Source organism: Empedobacter sp. EJD.6dd, assembly GCF_057369435.1.
Window position 1 is genome coordinate 3258565 of record NZ_CM170667.1, and the last position, 19530, is coordinate 3278094.

General features: G+C 29.6%; 12 protein-coding genes. 4 read left to right on the plus strand and 8 right to left on the minus strand.

Annotation, left to right across the window (positions count from 1 at the left end):
* Positions 1-51: 51 nt before the first annotated feature.
* The 3 genes from AC2I98_RS15235 to AC2I98_RS15245 form a co-directional block, all read right to left on the minus strand.
* Positions 52-3726, minus strand: a complete 3675-nt coding sequence (locus AC2I98_RS15235; protein WP_486412489.1) for an autotransporter outer membrane beta-barrel domain-containing protein — start codon at positions 3724-3726, stop codon at positions 52-54.
* An 18-nt stretch (positions 3727-3744) separates the two neighbouring features.
* The gene (locus AC2I98_RS15240) at positions 3745-4455 is read right to left on the minus strand and encodes a hypothetical protein (RefSeq protein ID WP_486412490.1); all 711 of its coding nucleotides are present in this window, start codon (positions 4453-4455) and stop codon (positions 3745-3747) included.
* An 876-nt stretch (positions 4456-5331) separates the two neighbouring features.
* Complete coding sequence (locus AC2I98_RS15245; RefSeq protein ID WP_486412491.1) at positions 5332-7644, minus strand: outer membrane beta-barrel protein; 2313 nt, start codon at positions 7642-7644, stop codon at positions 5332-5334.
* Positions 7645-7833: 189 nt separating this feature from the next.
* Here AC2I98_RS15245 and AC2I98_RS15250 point away from each other — a divergent pair, with 189 nt between their 5' ends.
* Positions 7834-9333: a helix-turn-helix domain-containing protein gene (locus tag AC2I98_RS15250; protein WP_486412492.1), complete on the plus strand. Its 1500-nt coding sequence runs from the start codon at positions 7834-7836 to the stop codon at positions 9331-9333.
* 207 nt (positions 9334-9540) lie between these two features.
* Positions 9541-10812 (plus strand): T9SS type A sorting domain-containing protein, encoded by a 1272-nt coding sequence (locus AC2I98_RS15255; protein ID WP_486412493.1) that lies wholly within the window; start codon positions 9541-9543, stop codon positions 10810-10812.
* 44 nt (positions 10813-10856) lie between these two features.
* Here AC2I98_RS15255 and AC2I98_RS15260 read toward each other — a convergent pair whose 3' ends face one another.
* The 4 genes from AC2I98_RS15260 to mtaB form a co-directional block, all read right to left on the minus strand.
* A complete protein-coding gene (locus AC2I98_RS15260) occupies positions 10857-11990 on the minus strand; it encodes a carboxypeptidase-like regulatory domain-containing protein (protein ID WP_486412494.1) in 1134 nt (377 codons plus the stop codon).
* 57 nt (positions 11991-12047) lie between these two features.
* Complete coding sequence (locus AC2I98_RS15265; protein WP_486412495.1) at positions 12048-12650, minus strand: porin family protein; 603 nt, start codon at positions 12648-12650, stop codon at positions 12048-12050.
* Positions 12651-12756: 106 nt separating this feature from the next.
* Positions 12757-13287 (minus strand): DUF4136 domain-containing protein, encoded by a 531-nt coding sequence (locus AC2I98_RS15270; protein WP_486412496.1) that lies wholly within the window; start codon positions 13285-13287, stop codon positions 12757-12759.
* Positions 13288-13398: 111 nt separating this feature from the next.
* Positions 13399-14736 (minus strand): tRNA (N(6)-L-threonylcarbamoyladenosine(37)-C(2))-methylthiotransferase MtaB, encoded by a 1338-nt coding sequence (mtaB, locus tag AC2I98_RS15275; RefSeq protein ID WP_486412497.1) that lies wholly within the window; start codon positions 14734-14736, stop codon positions 13399-13401.
* A 59-nt stretch (positions 14737-14795) separates the two neighbouring features.
* Here mtaB and AC2I98_RS15280 point away from each other — a divergent pair, with 59 nt between their 5' ends.
* The gene (locus AC2I98_RS15280; RefSeq protein WP_486412498.1) at positions 14796-16379 is read left to right on the plus strand and encodes an ABC transporter substrate-binding protein; all 1584 of its coding nucleotides are present in this window, start codon (positions 14796-14798) and stop codon (positions 16377-16379) included.
* Positions 16380-16611: 232 nt separating this feature from the next.
* Positions 16612-18195 carry an FMN-binding glutamate synthase family protein gene (locus tag AC2I98_RS15285; protein WP_486412499.1) on the plus strand — a complete coding sequence of 528 codons (1584 nt, stop codon included), beginning with the start codon at positions 16612-16614 and terminating at the stop codon, positions 18193-18195.
* Between the two features lie 63 nt (positions 18196-18258).
* Here AC2I98_RS15285 and pncB read toward each other — a convergent pair whose 3' ends face one another.
* Positions 18259-19461 carry a nicotinate phosphoribosyltransferase gene (gene pncB / locus AC2I98_RS15290; RefSeq protein WP_486412500.1) on the minus strand — a complete coding sequence of 401 codons (1203 nt, stop codon included), beginning with the start codon at positions 19459-19461 and terminating at the stop codon, positions 18259-18261.
* Between the last annotated feature and the right edge of the window lie 69 nt (positions 19462-19530).

The window sequence follows — 19530 nt, forward strand, 5'->3', positions numbered from 1 at the left end:
GAAATAAAATAGCCTTTTGAAGCTGATTTCAAAAGGCTATTAGTTGATTTTTTATTTTACTTTGAATCGTGTATTCGGATTAACCAATATTTTTTTCAAATAACTTGAAATATAAATATCGTCCTCAGATTTACATCCATCTGAATATTGAACATCAACTTTAAATGTTCCGAAACCTGTTTTTCGTAAATCAAGATAATTATCAGTACTAATTACAGTTTGATTACCAGTAGAAGTTCCATCTATTTTATACCATTTATACGTTGTATTTGCATTACCATAAAATTTTGATGTAGAAATAATGTATGTAGAAGGATCATTTGCAATAACTCGATGTTTTAACCAGTCAGGACCTAAACCTTCAAACGCACCTGGATTGTAAGTATCATAGTTAATGTTATTATTATTCTGATTTGCAATGGTACTTTGTTCACCAAAATGCAAGGTTTTTCCTAAAGCATTAATATCTCTAAGATTGCCAAAATTGAAACTTGTGTTATCTCCTGTTATTTTTACATTTGATTTTATTGCATTTGTTTCACTTTTTACAAAGGTAACATTACATGGATTTCCTCCTAATGTCCAATTCTCAATAGTTTGCATTGAATTATCTTGAAATGTATACGTTTTTCCTGCTGTGAAAATAAGATCTTTAAACGTGTTATTTCCTTTTATGAGAGCATCTCCTTTTAATTCAACTTTATTAAAAGTCGCGTTACCATTATTATACATATATCCTCCAGTATTTTCAAAGCTTAAGTCATGATAAGTTTGCTCATTATTAGCATAAAACCCATATGGATTATTATTATAATCTTTAGTAAACTTAGTAAAATGAATGTGAGAGGTACCAGCATTTACAATTGTTAATAAAGAATTTGTTTTAAAAATGGCTGATATAGATGATAAATAAATGTTAGAACTTCCAAGGTTTAATGTTTTGGTTTTATCATCATTAGAAGCATCGAAGATATTCATTATGTATACATCATGATTACCTGTATTCCATGATCCTGCAGATAAAGTAAGATTATAAGTGCTAAAATTGTCTAATAACGTAATTGAAGTTTCTTCCTCTAAAAAAACATTATAATTATTATTTGCACTAAATGTAACACCATTACTTTTTATCGTTTTGTTTTTTCCTGTATGTCGATAATAGATATTGAAAATATTAACATTAGGCATTCCAGTTTGCCATTCACTTGATCCGTAAATATTGAATGTTTGATTACCATTTTGAGTAAATGTAGGAGCTACAGTACTACCCGAAAAAGTAATATCTTTGGTATAAGACATATTATCTACAGTAACTGTTTTATTATTGTTTAGAAAAGCTGAACCAGCATCAAAAAAAGTATTATCGTTTGGACCTGGAACGCAATAGCCACCAGATCCTCCAGAAGTTTTTGACCAATGCAATCTATCATTCCAATTTCCTGATGCACCTACCCAAAATAAATCTTGTCCAATAGAAGCTGGAAATTGCCAACCCATATTATTCCCATTATCTATCGAATTATTTGCTATAAAATTAGCCCCACCAGCAGCATCAATATTTTGCATAACAACTCCTGATAGGTCTATTGTTGTGTTAGATGAAGCAACTATATATGCCTTTTTACCAGCTGTTGTAGAATTAATTGTTGACCATCCCCCGCATTGAGCTGTATGTGCTGAAAACAGATCATAAATAGTCTGCGTAGCCCCTTCTTGAAACTGATAGGTTTTTGTAGGAGAAAATATTAATTGTTTAAATTTATTAGAACCAGCTATTCTTCCATCTCCTAAAAAAGTAACTTTGTTAAAAGTGACTGAATAATTTAAAGAGTTATTTATTATTCCTCCTGTTTTTTCAAATGACACGTCATAATATACTTGTCTATCATAACCTTTTAAACCGTAATCTCCACTATTGTAGCCATTTAAAAACTCGGTGAAATGAATATGAGAAGTACCAGCATTTACAGTAAGATAAGGCGAGGCTGCATTAAATTTTGCGTTAATAAGTGTCATATAAATATGAGAGCTACCTAAATTAAGTGCTCTTTTTTTACTCCCTATAGTAGCATCGTATCCATAAGTTATTGTGACATTGTTATTATTCGTATTAAAACTTCCAGCTTTATGATCTATATAAGTTGTTGAAAAATTATCAAGTAAATCTATACTTAATTCTTCTTCTAAAATCAATTTATCAAATCCTGTTTTAACCCCATTACTCTTTATTTTTTTTGGTAAGCCAGTATTTCTATAATACAGATTTCTAATCGTAATAATTCCCATTCCTGTTTGCCACTCACTAGAACCATAGATATTAAACTCTTGATTTCCATTTTCGTTTAATATAGGTGCGACAGGACTTCCTGAAAAAGTAATATCTTTAGTATATGATGTATTATCTATTGTTACAGTTTTATTAGTGGAGGTAAAACCAGAACCAGCATCAAAAAATGTATTATCGTTTGGTCCAGGAACACAATAGCCTCCTGCATCTCCAGAGGTTTTTGACCAATGAGCTTTATCATTCCAATTACCAGAACCTCCAACCCAAAATAAATCTAAGCTGGTAGATGCTGGAAATATCCAGCCACTATTGTTCCCATTATCTATCGAATTAACCGCTGTAAAGTTTGCAGTTCCACTTGCATTCATATCTTTCATTATAGCTCCCGAAACATTAATAAGGGTTGCTGAACTGGCATTTATTGTTGCTTTACTTCCTGTAGAAGAAGAAGTAATAGTAGTCCAACCTCCACAAACAGGAGTGTTTGCAGTAAAAGATTCTAAAATCGTCTGTGTTTTCCCTGCATCTAAAACATAGGTTTTAGACGGTGAGAAAACTAAGTTTTTAATTGTAGTTGTTCCTGTAATTCGACCATCACCCAAGAATGTAACTTTATTGAAAGTTGTATTACCTCCATTCGAATTAATGACACCTCCAGTTCCTTCAAAAGATACGTCATAAAAAGTCTGATTAACATAAGTTATCAAACCATATGCAGTACTATAATTATAATCCCTATTAAAATTAGGGAAATGAATATTTGAAGTACCTGCATTTATTGTAACATTAGCTGAATTTGTATTAAAGCTTCCATAATTTAGCTTCATATAAATATGAGAACTTCCCAAATTAATTGTTCTCGGTAATGTCCCTTGACCAACACTAAAACTATAAGTGATGGTAACATTATGTCCATTCGTATTCCATACTCCTGCATTATGATATAAGAAATAAACTTGAAAATCATCTAATAAGTCAATTTTATTAGTCTCATTAAAATTAACAGTCGCATTATTTGAACCCGTTTGTACACCGTTACTTTTTATAGTTTTAGCTTCTTTTGTATCTATATAATTGATCGTCTTAATATCTATGATTCCCATTCCAGTCTGCCATTCACTAGAACCATGTATATTGAGGATTTGAGATGTATTTTCTTTAAACGTTGGAACGACTAAACTTCCCTTAAAAGTAATATTATGAACGTTTGCTGTGTTGTCTAATGTTACAGTTTTACTGGCTGTTGTAAAACCAGAATTTACATCAAAATAAACATTATCAATAGGTCCAGGAATTACAGAAGGAGTTAATGAACCTCCAGATGTCGTTCGCCAATGGCTAATATCTGTCCAATTTCCAGAACCACCAACCCAATAGTATTCTGCTGCCCATGAGAAACTCATAAGCAGAAGCGCTAAAAAGCTTGCTATTTTTTTCATAAAAATCTAAGAAATGTATTATTTCACTTTGAAAATAATATTCATAAAAGTATCTTCAGAAATCATGGGGTTTGCAACAATTTTGTAAGAAAGTATACCATTGTCATCCAAAGAAATTGTTAATGGATCAAAGACTTTATTATCAAAATATGTCACAAAATAATCCAATTCTTTTGCTGTCACACGTGGCAATTTATTAGCAGAAGGATTCTTTAGCGCAGTTCTTGTATTTCCAGTAATATCACCAGCTAAATCAAACTGTTGTTTGTAGATTTCGAACAATCTTGCACGAAATGTTTGTGTAGACGACTCGTACCAAATTGCATCCGCAGAATTAGTCGAAACTCCGGCAAAATCTGTTGGTAATGCAATAGAGGGCGCATAAAAATAAGACACAACCGTTTTGTGACCTAAGTTTAAAGGTTCCCATTTTTTTATGTTATCACCAGTCCAATACCAATATCCCATATCATTTACATCGGGAGTACTTGCAGTAGAAACAGTTGTTGAATAAAGAAGTGTTCCTGCTTTTAAATCAGACGTTTTCATCGCTTCAATTTGATCTGCAGTCATCATAGGAAATGCAATTCCAGCACTTTCTCCATTTATGTAATTGGGATGAAGTGCCACATCTAATGTCGCTTTTGGTTTATCCGTTCCAATTCCAACTTGAGCCAATGCACTCAAAGAGAAAAAATGTAAAAAAAAGGTTGGTAAAAATTGTTTCATTTTTCTATATAAAAATTAGAGCGCGAAGATAACTAATTTACTCATATACAATTATGTAAAATATATAATTTTTATCATGTTTTAGTAATGTTGTTTGATTATATATAACAAAGTTCTTTTTATAGAATATAAGCAGTATATATTATTCAAAACAAGGTGTTTAATTTAAATAGCATAAATACTGTTGGTATAGTTTTAAACATTCATTTTTAAAGTTAAATACAAATGTTTTAATTATTAAAACCAGTCAAATTTATCAAATATTTCTTGAGAAGTAAGTGTTTTATTTAATGATTATTTTAAGAGAATATACGATCACTTTGCTTAATTTTTCTCTTACATAAAATGCTTAAAATCGTTTTTTATTTGCGCCGGTTTCAAGTATTTTAGATTTAATATTTAAAACACTAACAATGAGTTGGTTAAGTATTTTGTTGTTGTTTTTTGTGTCCGAATTTGTCCACGTTTGTCCACATTTGTCCAGTTCTGTCCATATCTTTTTTACACAATTATACTTTTGCGCAAAAATAAATTCCTTTCTAAGCTACTGTTTATAATAGTTAGAGAAGAAGTGAGTTTTTAGTCAATTTTGACTTTGTTCGACCATCGTTCGAGGATTGTTCGACAAACCTCACTAAAACTGCACCTTTTCTCGAACAATTGTCGAACAAAACACGAACAAAAGTAGAAGCAAAGTGGTGTTATTTTAATTTAACAACAATTGTTATAGTTTGTCATTATTCTTCAGGATTTTAATTTTATAAAATACAGATGTAGTTTAATTATTGTAAAATAGTTGCCTGTTTAATTTGTTAAAATGTTCTGGGTAATAATTAAATTTAAAAGTTATTTTAGGACTAGTCATTTTTTTACTGTTTATCGAATTCGCGTGTCATCTTCATTCACTTTATTCTCTTTGTAAATCGATTTATTTAAACGACCAAAATTATATTTTACAGCAATTGAAAATTCTTGATTATCGACGATAAAAAGATTTTTCGAATCAATTTTCTCATAATTTAATGTTTCGCGAAATTTCATTTGTTTAAAAACATCATTGAAACGTATAGTAAAATCAAAGTTTTTGTACGATTTTGTTAACCCTAGATTAACGATAGTAAAAGCATTTCGTTCATAAATTCCTTCTATTCTCTTCGTTAACCAATAACCATCCAATAAAAATTTGAAATCATTTCCCAGTTGAAAAGTATGATTAGCGTATAAATATAAATAAGGTATAGATTTTCTTAAAATAGCCTTTTTATCATTTATTTCATTGTAAATTAATGATAAACTAATTTGTGTTGACCAAAATTTGTATTCGAACGGAACATCTAAACCAATTGATATATTTTTCTCTTTTTCGAAATTAACAGTTGTAAAGGTTGAGATATTTCTAAAATCATCATATATCAACGTATAATTCATTGGATTTTTACTTTGGTAATACGTAAAAATTACAGCCCATTTTTTATATAAATAATTTACAGAAAATGTATTGGTATAGGTTGGTAAAATATCAAAATTTCCTGCATATTCTACATATGGACTTCCGTACAAATTTCCTGAGGAAATACTACTATAATTTGGTCTATCAATTATACGTTTATAGAATATAGTGAAATTATTATGATCATTCAATTTATAATTGATTTCACTTGTAGGAAACCAATCAATATATTTTTTATCAATATCTATTAATCCTTTTGTCAGATTAGTTCCTTTCGAGTCTGTCGATTCGGTTCTTAGTCCAACTTTATAGTCCCAATTTTGGTATTTTTTAGAATATTGTATGTAAGCTCCCAAATTAAGCTCATTGAATTTATATTGAAATTTTTCTGACATCGAATTTGCAAAAACAGTTTGGTTGTTTGTCTTAGCATCAGCATTTGTTAATCGTGCTCCTAGTTCAAATTTTTGGTTATTTTCAATGTTTTTTTCAAAATCAATTCGAGCAGCAAAAGCATTAATTCTATATTTTTGATCACGAGATTGATTATATTCTAAACCATTTTGATTGATTGAATTATAAAAATCATAAGATCTTCCTTCGTTGTAAATTGTATATTGTAAACCTGTAAAAAGTGTTGCGTCAATTGGTTTTAATACTTTATAGTAATTTATGATCGAGTTCACCGAGTTTCGATGATTTTCATTGTGATTTAATGTTAAAATAGATTGTTTTAGATCATTTTCGCTGTAATTTGTTTGTGTATCAATGAGTCCTTTATCTTTTCTGAAATTAGAATTAATCGAAAAAGTTAGATAATCACCAATCTCATTCAATTCTTGATAAAAACTTGAATTTATAATAAAGTGAGGACGTTTTGTTTGAGATTTGATAAAATAATCTGAAGTTATGTTTTTATTTTTTACGTTATAATCAAAACCATTTCCTTCCCAAGGATTAAGTTGATTATATGAGGCATTTAGTTTAAATTCACTTTTATTTTTTCGAAATTGTAACGTACTATTCAAATAATTATTTAGTTTTCTTTTAAATGATAAAGTTTCTTGAAAAGTGAATTTTAAACCTTCTTTTTTACTTTTTTTAAGCGATATTTTAACAACAACTTTACCATTCGATTCATATTTAGCAGAAGGGTTTCTGATAATTTCTATTGTTTTAATATCCTCTACAGCTAAACTACTAATTGTGGTAAAATCTACTTGTTGATTATCTAAATACAACAAGGGATTTCCTTTTCCAATAATAGATAAGGATTCTTTGTCAGGTCCCAAAATAACAGAAGGTATTTTAGATAAAAGTTCTGTTGCATTAGTTGTTTTATTAAAATCTGAATTTGCAATATCTATAATTAAATTACCATTTTCTACTTTGAAATTTTGTTTTTTAGCGTTGATGATAACTTCATTTATTTCTATATTATCATGAAGCTGTATAATAAAATTTCTGTCTTCATTTAATTCAAAAATCGGTTCATTTTGAACAATACTCGATGTAATGATTGAAATAGAATACTGACCAGGTTTGACATTTTTGAATTCGAAAAGTGATTCATTTGTTTCGGTAGAATAAATCGTATTCTGATTTTCATCTTGCAAAATTATTTCTGCATGTGTAATTGGTTGATTATCTTGATTAATTATTTTTCCATGTATTGTATAAGTTTCTTGCGCAAATAAACTGAGATGTAGCAAAAAGAAAAAAAAATTTAAAAACTTCATAATAAATATGTGTTAAGAATTGTTTTACTTTGAATAAATGATTTATTATCACAAGTTTAAGTATAAATGTTAATGAGTTTTTGTTTAATAGGTGTGAAATGATAATTGGTTACCATGATTTATAAAATAAACAATATCAATAAAATAGGTTTTAGAATTCGAGAAAATAGTTTTATTAAATCTATCTTAATGATTCTCATTTTTTTCGTTTCAATTCTTGTTGAAGCCAAAAGTCAACACGAAAAAGCTGAATTCCTAAAACAAAAGAATAACGAATTAATAGAAGAAAATCTTCGTGTTTTAGATTCAACTATTGCTACTGCTTATCGTTTGGGGGATGAATCATTGTTGAGTGAAGCTTATTTAGAGAAAGGAAATTATTTTTTGCAGCAACGTAATTATAATAATGCGCTAAAAAACTTTATGATTTCAAATCAACTTTCAACAAAATTAAAAGATGAATTCAATTTATTCTCTTCGTTTTTGGGTATTGCAGAAGCAAAAGAAAGTTTTAATCAAATCAACGAATCAATAGGTTTATACAACAAATCGTTGACCTATTTTGAATCTCATAAATCTGATCCAAAAGCATTCAAGAAATATCTATTTATTTTAGGAAAATTATCCTACTTAAATAGTAAAACAAACCAAATAGAGAAAAGTAAATTCTATAATGATTTAGAACTTAAAGAAACAATTGATACTGTAAATTATCAATATGCACTAAAAAATAAAGGTATAATTGATTTTTATAAAAAAGATTATTCGAATGCTTTTATCACTTTAAAACATTCTCAACAAACATTTATTCGTCAAAATGACGTGGATTGGTATATTGTAACCGAACAATATTTAGGTGAAATTTTGTATCAACAACGAAAGAAAAAAGAAGCGATAGTTTATTTTGAAAATGTCGTAGAAATGTCAAAAAAGTATAAAATTGTTAAAGACGATTTGCGACTTTCTTATGAGCGAGTACTTGAATATTATGAAGAATTTGGAAGTAAAAAAGAGCAACTAAATGCAATAAATAATATGTTATCTTTTGATAGTTTGTTTTATACGAATGATAAAATTGTTTTAAAACCAAATGTTGTTAAATATGAAAATGTTGTATTGAAATCTGAACGAAATCAATTAACTGAAAAGAATAAAACGATTACTTATTCTGCTTTTACTGGTTTTGTTTTGATAGTATGTTTTGGAGGGTTTTCAGTGTATAAAATCAATCAAAACCATAGAAGTAATCAATCAAAACTATTGAATTATATTGATGAATTGAAGTCAAGAAAAAGTGTTTCTCCATTAACTTCATTACCTCAAAAGAATAAAAAAAATATCGAATTTGATTCAACTTTAGAAGCAAATTTGAAATCTTTCGAAGAAAGAAAATTATATCTAAATTCAAAAATTTCGCTGATTGATTTAGCAAAAGAATTGGACACAAATCGTTCTATTGTTTCAAATTATATAAATCGTTCAAGGCAAAAGAATTTCAATCAATATATTAATCATTTGAGAATAGATTATATCATGCAACGATTGGTAAATGAGCCTACTTTACACAAATATACGATTGATGCATTAGCTGAAGAAACAGGATTTAATTCAAGAAAAACATTTTCAGATGCTTTTTTAGAGCATACAGGTTTTCGCCCTTCAGATTTTATTCGAAAATTTTCTATATAAAAAAAGCAATCCAATTGGATTGCTTTTTTATTTACAATTGATTCAAGGAAATTCAGTTTATTAAACAGTGTTTAAATGGAGTTTAATTATATGAATTTAAGTTGTTTATGTTTGTGTTTTTAAGAATTTATTTTGATATTTTTTTACCTTTTAATATGTATTGATATAATGTATAATTTTAAAGTAATGAATTAACACTTTACAATTATGAAACAAATTTACTTTACTGCATTATCACTTTTAATGCTTTCAGAATCAAATGCTCAGGTTTATGATGTAGGGACATGGGCCCAAGTTACTGATATCTCAAATAATGGTGTAGCTGTTGGGAATGCTGCTGGTGTTTTACATTTTAAATGGACAAAAGAAGATGGTCCTTCTGTAATTGGAGAATTATCTGGAAGTGATGATTATATTTCAGGTAATACAACTATTTCTGCTGATGGGACTTTGGTGTCGGGAACTATGACAAATCCTGATACAGGAAATGATGAATTGGCGCTTTATAATATTTCTAACAATAAATGGGAATTTATAGGAGGGAAGGATACCTCTGCATGGGGTATGTCAAGTAATGGTGAAACTTTAGTTGGATTAAAATTTTTAACAGCTTCACAAGCATTACCTATTGTTTGGAATAGAAAAGATGGAATAAAACAATTGCCGTCAACTTTCTCAGGTAAAAGCGCAAGAGCTAATTCTGTTAACAACGACGGAACAATGGTTGTTGGTTGGCAAGATGGTGAAAATGGTTTTCGTAAAGGTGTGTATTGGAAAAATGGAGTACAAACTCATATAAAAGATTTACAAGGAAATGAAGTAGGGGAAGCATTGTCTGTTTCTGCTGATGGTAATATAATTGTTGGATTTAATGATCCAGAAGGATATATCTATAATGTTACAACAGGTGTTTATACAATGGTAGAACATCCAGATCCAGAATATGTATCATCTATAATTGCGGTTTCAGATGATGGTAATGTTGCTGTTGGATATTCAAGATTATGGTATGCAACAAATACGGACGGAGAAGGTTTTATCTGGTTTAAAGATAAAGGTATGGTTAAAATTGAAGACTATGTAAAAGAAGCTGGATTTGATGACAAAAGCTTCACTTTTGTATTACCAACAGGAATTTCTCCTAATGGACAATATATAGGAGGAATTGGAATTAATTGGGATGAAATGGATTTGAAAGGTTTTGTCATAAAATTGAAAGATAATTTAACTGTAACAGAAAACGTTATAGAGAAAAATATCACAACGATTTCGCCAAATCCTGTCGTTGATGAAATGACAATAAACTCAAAAGAGAAAATTAATACAATAGAAATTTATAATTTAGTAGGTCAACAAGTTTGGAAATCAACTAAAGTTACAACTAATAAAATTGATTTAAATTTCTTAAATAAAGGAGTTTATATGATTAAAATTAATACAGATTCTACTAACGAATCAATTAAGTTTATCAAAAAGTAATACCATCTAAATAACAAAAAAGTCGCTCATTGAGCGATTTTTTTTTATTCTACTTTATAATCCATCGGAACCATATTGGCAATCTTTTCCCAACTCCAATAACCTTCTACAATTAAATTTGCAGGATGATAATACGTTCCATTTTCTTCTATTTTAAGAATATCATCTTTCAAGAAAAAAATAGATGATTGAAATGAAGAATATTGTAATCCCATTTGTTTTATATATTCAGGTTCCTCTTTTTCTTTCGTGTAAACAACAGAATATAAACCTTTAAAGTTAATATACTTACCATCATTTGTTATTGTTCTAAGACTATCTATCGGAACTTTTTGGTCAACTAAATAAGTTATAATTTTTGGAGGGACTGATCCTGCAGTTATTTTTGCTCCCAATAACATTTCATCTTTGTATTTTTGATATGCAGGATTTTCTTGTCTAATTATTCTTTTTACATCATATCCTTCTTCAACTATTTTATTATCATAAACCGCTTTTATAAAATGATTTACACTTCCTAAATATGATTTTTTACGATTTTCTTTCCATTTTTTAGATACAGAATTATCATCATTTAAATCACTAAACAATGCTGTTCCAAGAGTTAGCGCATAATTTGATTTAAAATCAACATTAAAATCAATTAAATCATATTCTATTTTATAACCTAAATAATTATTTGTTAACTGTAAAGGATTACGAGAAGAAGCTGTCAAAATTTTATTTTTTTTATCATAAGAAAATCTTAGATCTTTCGAATTTTCTATTTTAGTCTTTTTTGCAGCTTCGTTTGTTCCCAAAAATAATTTTAAAAATACACTATAATAATATTCCCAATCTTTCTTAGATATTGCTTTTACTGTAGCTTCTTTCAAAGAAATTTGTTCAGGATCTAAAATTATTTTATGAATTTTTTTATCTGAAGATGTAACGCCTAAAATAAAATTTTCATACAAATTAGCTCGAATAATTAAATTGTATTGACCATTTGGAAGATTTAATTCAAACTCACCTTTTTGATTAGTTTCTGTTTTCAACGTAGAGCCATCAACATAAATTATCGCATGAACAATTGGTTTAAAATTTTCATCAGTTACACTTCCTTTCACTATATTCTGAGCATACATTAATGAAAATAATAAAACAAATACTACAGTAATGTATTGTTTAAAAATCATTTAAATAAAATTTTCAAACAAGATAATAAAAAAACCGCTTAATAAAGCGGTTTAAAATTATTTAAAGAAATAAGTAAGTCCTAATGTTAAGAATGAAGAGCGATTTGTTCCATTGTCCCAACGAGTATAGTCATAGGTGTCAATTAATCCATACTGATAGCGTAAATTGATTTCATATTTTCTATCAATAGAATAACCTCCACCAATATTAAAAGCTAAATCAAAAGATTTAGGAACATTATTTGTTCTTTCTGGTTCATCTTCATCAAATTTCTCAGAAACTTTAAATCCTAATTGTGGTCCTCCTTCAACAAAGAAATCTTTTCCTTGATCATCAAAATAATATTTATACATAATTGGAATATTGATATAGTTCAAGAACGCTTTATATTTATCGCCACCTTCTTTATATAATGAATATTCTCCTTGAGTAGTATATAAAACTTCTGCTTGTAAATAGTGGTTTTCATTTCGTGTTGTTAATTGATATTTCGCTACACCTCCAGCTAAAAATCCAACTCTTTCTTTAGAAACTCCATGAACAATAGTTGTATTACTAAGTCCTACACCACCTTTTACTCCAAATTCAACTTGAGCAAAAGACATAGTAGATAAACTTAATAAAAATAAACTTAATAGATTGGTTTTTAAATTTTTCATAAGTTATTGTATATTTTTTAACAAAATTAAAGATTTTTTTAATACAATTTTCATTCTACAAAAAAAGCTCTTCATTTGAAGAGCTTGTATGATATAATAATTAAAATTATTGTTTTGGTTGCGGTGGAAATTTAGCTAAAATTTCTTCAATTGCTTTCGGAATTCTTTCTGCTTTTGCGCTAATATTACTTAAGTTTAGATCAGAACCAACTCCTTGCCATACTAATACATTACGCTTGTCGTCAACAATGTCAATTACAATTGTTCCTGCTTGATAAGATGAAACATTAGATGGTCCATAGTATCCGCCATAATATCCGTAAGGTCCATAACCCCAACCACCATTATTTACAGAAACCTGTTCTTTAGAACTTGTCAATATATTAATCACTAAATCTGTATCAGAGCTAACTTTAGTAAAACCTTTTGCAGTCATTTGCGTATCAATTGCTGTAATTAACCTATTCTTATCCAAATCGTTCACTTTCAACTTATCTAACCCTTTTTGATGGAAAGAATAAGTTTTATACGTTGCGAAATTTGCTGATCTATCATAATCTGTACTCACCTGTACTGTACCACAGCTTGTTACAAATAAAGACAACAAAATTATAAAAGTAAAATGTATAATTTTCATGACCTTAATTTTTTTATTTAAAATTACAATTATTATTCCTAAATGTAAAGGTAAATCAAAAAAAAGAAGCTCAAAATAATTGAACTTCTTTTTAACTAATATTTACAATACTTATTTTGCTAATTCTAACTCCTGAATTTTCACTTCAACGATACCATTATGATTGATTCTTATTAAATCGACAATTTGCGTCTCGTTGACTAATTCAGGATTAAAATCTGTCTGAACTTTTACATAATTTTCTGTAAAACCAAACATTTTTCCTCCTTTATTATCATGTTCCCAAAGCACTTTTTGAGTTGAATTTAATTGAGATTGATAAAAAGCCTGACGCTTTTTCTCTGATAAAATACGTAACATTTTATTACGACGTTTACGTTCTCCTTGATCAATAACACCTTCAAATTCGATCGCTTCTGTATTATCACGTTCCGAATATGTAAAAACATGTAAATAACTAATTGGTAATTCGTTTAAGAAATTATATGTCTCCATAAACAATTCTTCCGTTTCACCTGGAAAACCTACAATTACATCAACACCAATACAAGCATTCGGCATTACTTCGCGAATTTTCGTTACACGATCTAAATAAAGATTCGATAAATAACGACGTTTCATTTTTTTCAAAATTTGGTCGCTACCAGATTGCAATGGTATATGAAAATGAGGAACAAATCGGTTGCTTTTTGAGACAAAATCAATTGTTTCATTTTTCAGTAAATTAGGTTCAATAGAAGAAATTCTGATTCGTTCTATCGCTTCAACTTGATCCAATTCTTGCACCAATTCCAAGAAAGTATGCTCGTGTTTTTTATTTCCGAATTCACCTTTCCCATAATCACCAATATTTACACCCGTTAATACAATTTCTTTGATTCCTTTTTGTGCAATCTCATTCGCATTTTTGATGACATTTTCAACTGTATCCGAACGCGAAATTCCACGAGCCAAAGGAATTGTACAATACGTACATTTATAATCGCAACCATCTTGCACTTTCAAAAAGGCACGTGTACGATCACCGATAGAGTAAGAACCAACGTAAAAATCGGCCTCTTCAATTTCACAAGAATGTACAATTGTTTCTTCTTTTTTATTGATATCGTCTAAATATTCAGCAATATTAAATTTTTCTGCAGCTCCTAAAACCAAATCAACACCTTCCATTTCCGCAATTTCTTGCGGTTTCAACTGCGCATAACAACCTACAACGACAACAAAACCTTCTGGATTTGCTTTCATTGCATTTTTCACAATCGTTCTGCACTCTTTGTCTGCATTTGCGGTTACCGAACATGTATTTATTACGTACACATTCGCAGAATCTGTAAACTCAACTTTCTGATAGCCATTATCTTTCAAGTTTCTTGCGATCGTCGAAGTTTCAGAAAAATTAAGTTTACATCCCAATGTATGAAATGCAACTGTTTTAGTTTGATTATTCATAGCTGCAAATTTAAGAAATTATCCATAGTTTTGAAACATAAATAAATCAGCTATACAAAATGACTAAATACTTTATCTACATTATGTTATTCGTTTCAGTATTTTCGTGCTCTAAGAAAATTGAAATTGATGAAAGCAAAGTATTTAAATTAAATCGTTACGATAATATTTCTTCTTTAGATCCTATCAATGCGCGAACACAAGCTAATAACTGGGCGTGTAACTTAATGTACAATAGTTTAGTAAAGATTGATAATCAATTAGAAATTCAGCCAGATATTGCAAAATCTTGGACAATTTCTGAAGATGGAAAAACCTATTCTTTCAACTTAAGAAAAGATGTTTATTTCCACAAACACGAAGCTTTAGGTAAAGATTCGACACGAATTGTAACCGCTTCAGATTTTGAATATAGTTTTAATCGATTAAAAGATCCGAAAGCTGGTGGTTCTGGTGGTTGGATTATGAATAATATTGATTCGTATAAAGCAATTAATGATACAGTTTTCGAGATTAAATTGAAAGAAGCTTACCCTGCTTTTCTAGGTCTAATTTCGATGAAATATGCTTCGGTAGTTCCAAAAGAATTGTTCAAGAATGGAAATGAAGATTTTTTGAAACATCCTATCGGAACTGGTCCTTTTCAATTTAAAATTTGGGAAGACAATGTAAAAATGGTTTTCAGAAAAAATCCAAAGTATTTTGAATTTGATGAAAAAGGACAACGTTTACCATATTTAGAAGCGGTAAATTTATCTTTTTTACCAGAGAAAAATTCAGAATTTTTAGAATTAATTAAAGGCAATTTAGATATGATGGCAGATTTGGATCCATCTTATAAAGATGAAATTCTAAATCCTATTGGAGATTTGAATTCAAAATATTCGAATGTTTTAACAATTCAGAAAGTTCCTTATTTAAGTACGGTTTATTTGTGTTTTTACCTTGATGCGCCCAATGCAGTTGATTTGAAGTTGAGACAAGCATTAAATTATGGAGTTGATAAAAACAAAATTATCAAATACATGATGAAAGGACAGGCTTTTTCTGCAGATGGAGGTTTTATTCCGAAAGGTTTACCAGGTTATTCTGCAGAAAGTGGTTATGTTTACAATCTTGAAAAAGCACGTGAATTAATCGATACCTATAGAAAATCAAAAGGTAAAATAACGCCAATTGAGTTGACAACAGTGCAAGAATATGTGGATGTTTGTGAATATATTGCTGCTGAAATGGCTAAACTTGGTTTACCTATAAAAGTGAATGTTGTACCAGGACCAACAATGCGAGATGGTAAGGCTACTGGTAAATTTACACTTTTCCGCGCAAATTGGGGAGCAGATTATCCAGATGCAGAAAACTTTTTGTCGTTGTATTATTCGAAAAACTTTGCGCCAGAAGGTCCAAATTATTCACATTACAAAAATGTAGTATTCGATAAATTATATGAACAAGCTTTTTTAATAAATAATCCAGAAGAACGCGCCAAAATTTATCAAAAAATGGATGCGTTAATGATGCAAAATGCGCCTATTATTCCATTATTCTATGATCAGACGACGTTGTTTTTGAATAAAAGAGTTAAAAATTTTTCGATGGGACCAATCAAATTGTTAGATTTAACGAGAGTTTACAAAGAATGATTCCTTTAACTTTTTGTGAAAAGTTTGAACATCTTTTAAAAAAATCTGAATAATATTTCATTTTATTTCACGACATTAGATAATTGTTAACTTATTTGAAATAATTGGTTTTCTCTAACGTTTGAAATCAATCTATTAAAAGAAATAATTTCAGAATTAAAGCGACTAAACCGAGTTTTTTTAGATATATTTGACACCAAATTTTTAATCAAAATCATTTAAATTTTTACTTATGAAAGTAAGACAACTTTTCGTAGTAGGATCTATCATTACTCTCGTTGCAATTGGAGTAATCTCTTATTTTTGGCCAGGTATTTTATGGTCTTTAATAATTATTCTTCCTTTAATTGCTTTAGGAATTGCGGATATCACGCAAACAAAACACGCTATCAGAAGAAACTTTCCTATTGTAGGACACGGACGTTATTTACTAGAAAGTATTCGTCCAGAAATCATGCAATATTTTGTTGAAACAGATACAGAAGGAAAACCGATTGACCGTTTGATGCGTAGTATGGTTTACCGTCGTGCAAAAAATGTAATTGATACTGTACCTTTCGGAACACAATTAGATGTTTACGAACCAGGATATGAATGGTTAAACCATTCGATGTATGCAGGAAAAATCAAACATGCTGATGATCCTCGTGTAAAAGTTGGAGGAAGCGAATGTAAACAACCTTATTTAGCAAGTTTATTAAACATTTCTGCCATGTCTTTCGGTTCTTTAAGTGAAAATGCTGTATTAGCGATGAACAAAGGAGCTAAATTAGGAAACTTTGCACACAATACTGGTGAAGGAGGTATTTCTCCTTATCACTTACAACCAGGTGGAGATTTAATTTGGCAAATTGGTACTGGATATTTTGGATGTCGCGCAAAAGACGGAGGATTTGATCCTGATAAATATGTAGAGCGTGCAAGTTTACCAAATGTAAAAATGATTGAATTAAAAATTTCTCAAGGTGCAAAACCAGGACATGGAGGAATTTTACCAGCAAATAAAAATACACCAGAAATTGCGGCAATTCGAGCTGTAGAGCCATATACAACTGTTGATTCACCTCCTTCTCACTCAGCTTTTTCTGATGCTGAAGGAATGTTACATTTCATTAAACAATTAAGAGAATTATCTGGAGGAAAACCAGTTGGTTTTAAATTGTGTATTGGAATTAAACGTGAGTTTATCGAGATTTGTGAAGCTATGATCAAAACAGGTATCAAACCAGATTATATTGCGATTGACGGTGGTGAAGGTGGAACCGGAGCTGCTCCTGTTGAATTCTCAAACTCTTTAGGTATGCCTTTATTAGATGGTTTAGCTTTTGCAGTTGATACATTACGTGGTTATGGTCTAAAAAAAGACATTCGTGTTGTAGCTTCAGGAAAAATTATTTCTTCTTTCCACATTGCTCGTGCAATGGCTATTGGTGCTGATTTAGTTTATTCTGCTCGTGCTATGATGATGGCTGTTGGATGTATCCAAGCATTACAATGTAACACAAATACATGTCCGGTTGGAGTTGCAACTCAGGATCGTGAGTTAATGAAAGGTCTAGATGTTGAAGATAAAGCAACACGTATGTATAACTTCCACAAAAAAACAATGCATATTTTATCTGAATTAATTTCTGCTACGGGAGTTAAATCACACAGAGATTTTAATCGTTCTCACGTTAATTTACGTATTGATAATACACGTATTATGTCTTATGATCAATTATATCCTATCGTAGAAGAAGGTGCATATGTTGGTATGTCAGTTGAAGATGTTTTACAAGAAATTAGAGTTCGTACACTTAGTAAAGTAAATTAATAAAATTGAAATAAATTTTAAAAGCAATCCAATTGGATTGCTTTTTTTATATTCCTTTTCCTGTTAATCATTATTAGGTGCATCATGAGAAGGTATGTCTTCTAAATCGAGCATTTCTTTTGCAAGTGCAATCATTCTTGGAGTTCCAGTGTGTTTGTTTTTTTCGTCTGAAAGTTTAACAACTCCTGTCCATTTAATATCTATTGAAGAGATTTCAGTTAATTTCATTACTATATTCATAGGTCGAAGATTGGTATCATTTGTTAAATCTGTTCCAATTCCGAAAGATAAACCAATTCGCCCTTTAAATGCATTTGTTATCATTTCTACTTTTTCTGAGTTTAATCCATCTGAGAAAATAATAGTTTTGAACAAAGGATTGATGCCCATTTTTTTATAATGTGCAATTGTTTTTTCTCCAAATTCTATTGGATCTCCAGAATCGTGACGAACACCATCAAATAATTTTGATAATTTTTTATCAAATTGTCCAAAGAAAACATCAGAAGTGTACGTATCTGTTAAAGCAATACCTAAATCGCCATAGTAGACTTTAACCCAGCGGTCTAAACTAATGGAATTAGCGATTTTGAAACCATAACGAGCACCATGAAACATAAACCATTCGTGTGCATGTGTTCCGATTGGTTTTACACCATATTTATGTGCGAAATGTACGTTTGATGTCCCTACAAAACTTTTTCCCTTATGGTTTGTTAGTTCTTTCATTACCGTATCATGAACTTCGTAGCTATGTCTGCGACGTGTACCAAATTCTGCAACCGTTACACCAAGTCGATTATATAAATCGACTTTATCACTTGTACGTTTGGTAATTTCTTCATTTGAAATTCGTTGAGCATTTGTCAATTTGTAAAAAATCTCACTAATTAAGCAAAGAATAGGAACTTCCCATAAAATTGTACGGTACCAATATCCCTCAACATGAACTTCTACATCAGATCCGTTTTGAGAAATCTTTACTTCAGAAGGATCGTAACGATAACCTTGTAAAAAATCTAAATAAGCAGGACTAAGATAGGGACAATTTGTAGAGAAGAAATCTTTTTCATCTTTTGTTAAGGAAAGTGAAGCCATTGCGTTGATTTCGTTTTGTAGTTCCTCTGCAAAACCTTGTGGAAATTCATGTTGTCCTCGATTGATAAATTTATAGCGCGCCATAACATCTGGATATAGTTTTGTAACGCCAAATTGCATGGTGAATTTATAGAAATCGTTATCTATAATAGATTTTATAATACTCATTTTTTAGGTTTAAATTCTAATATTTTTGAAAATTAAAGATAAAAAAAAACCATCAATGAAGATGGTTTT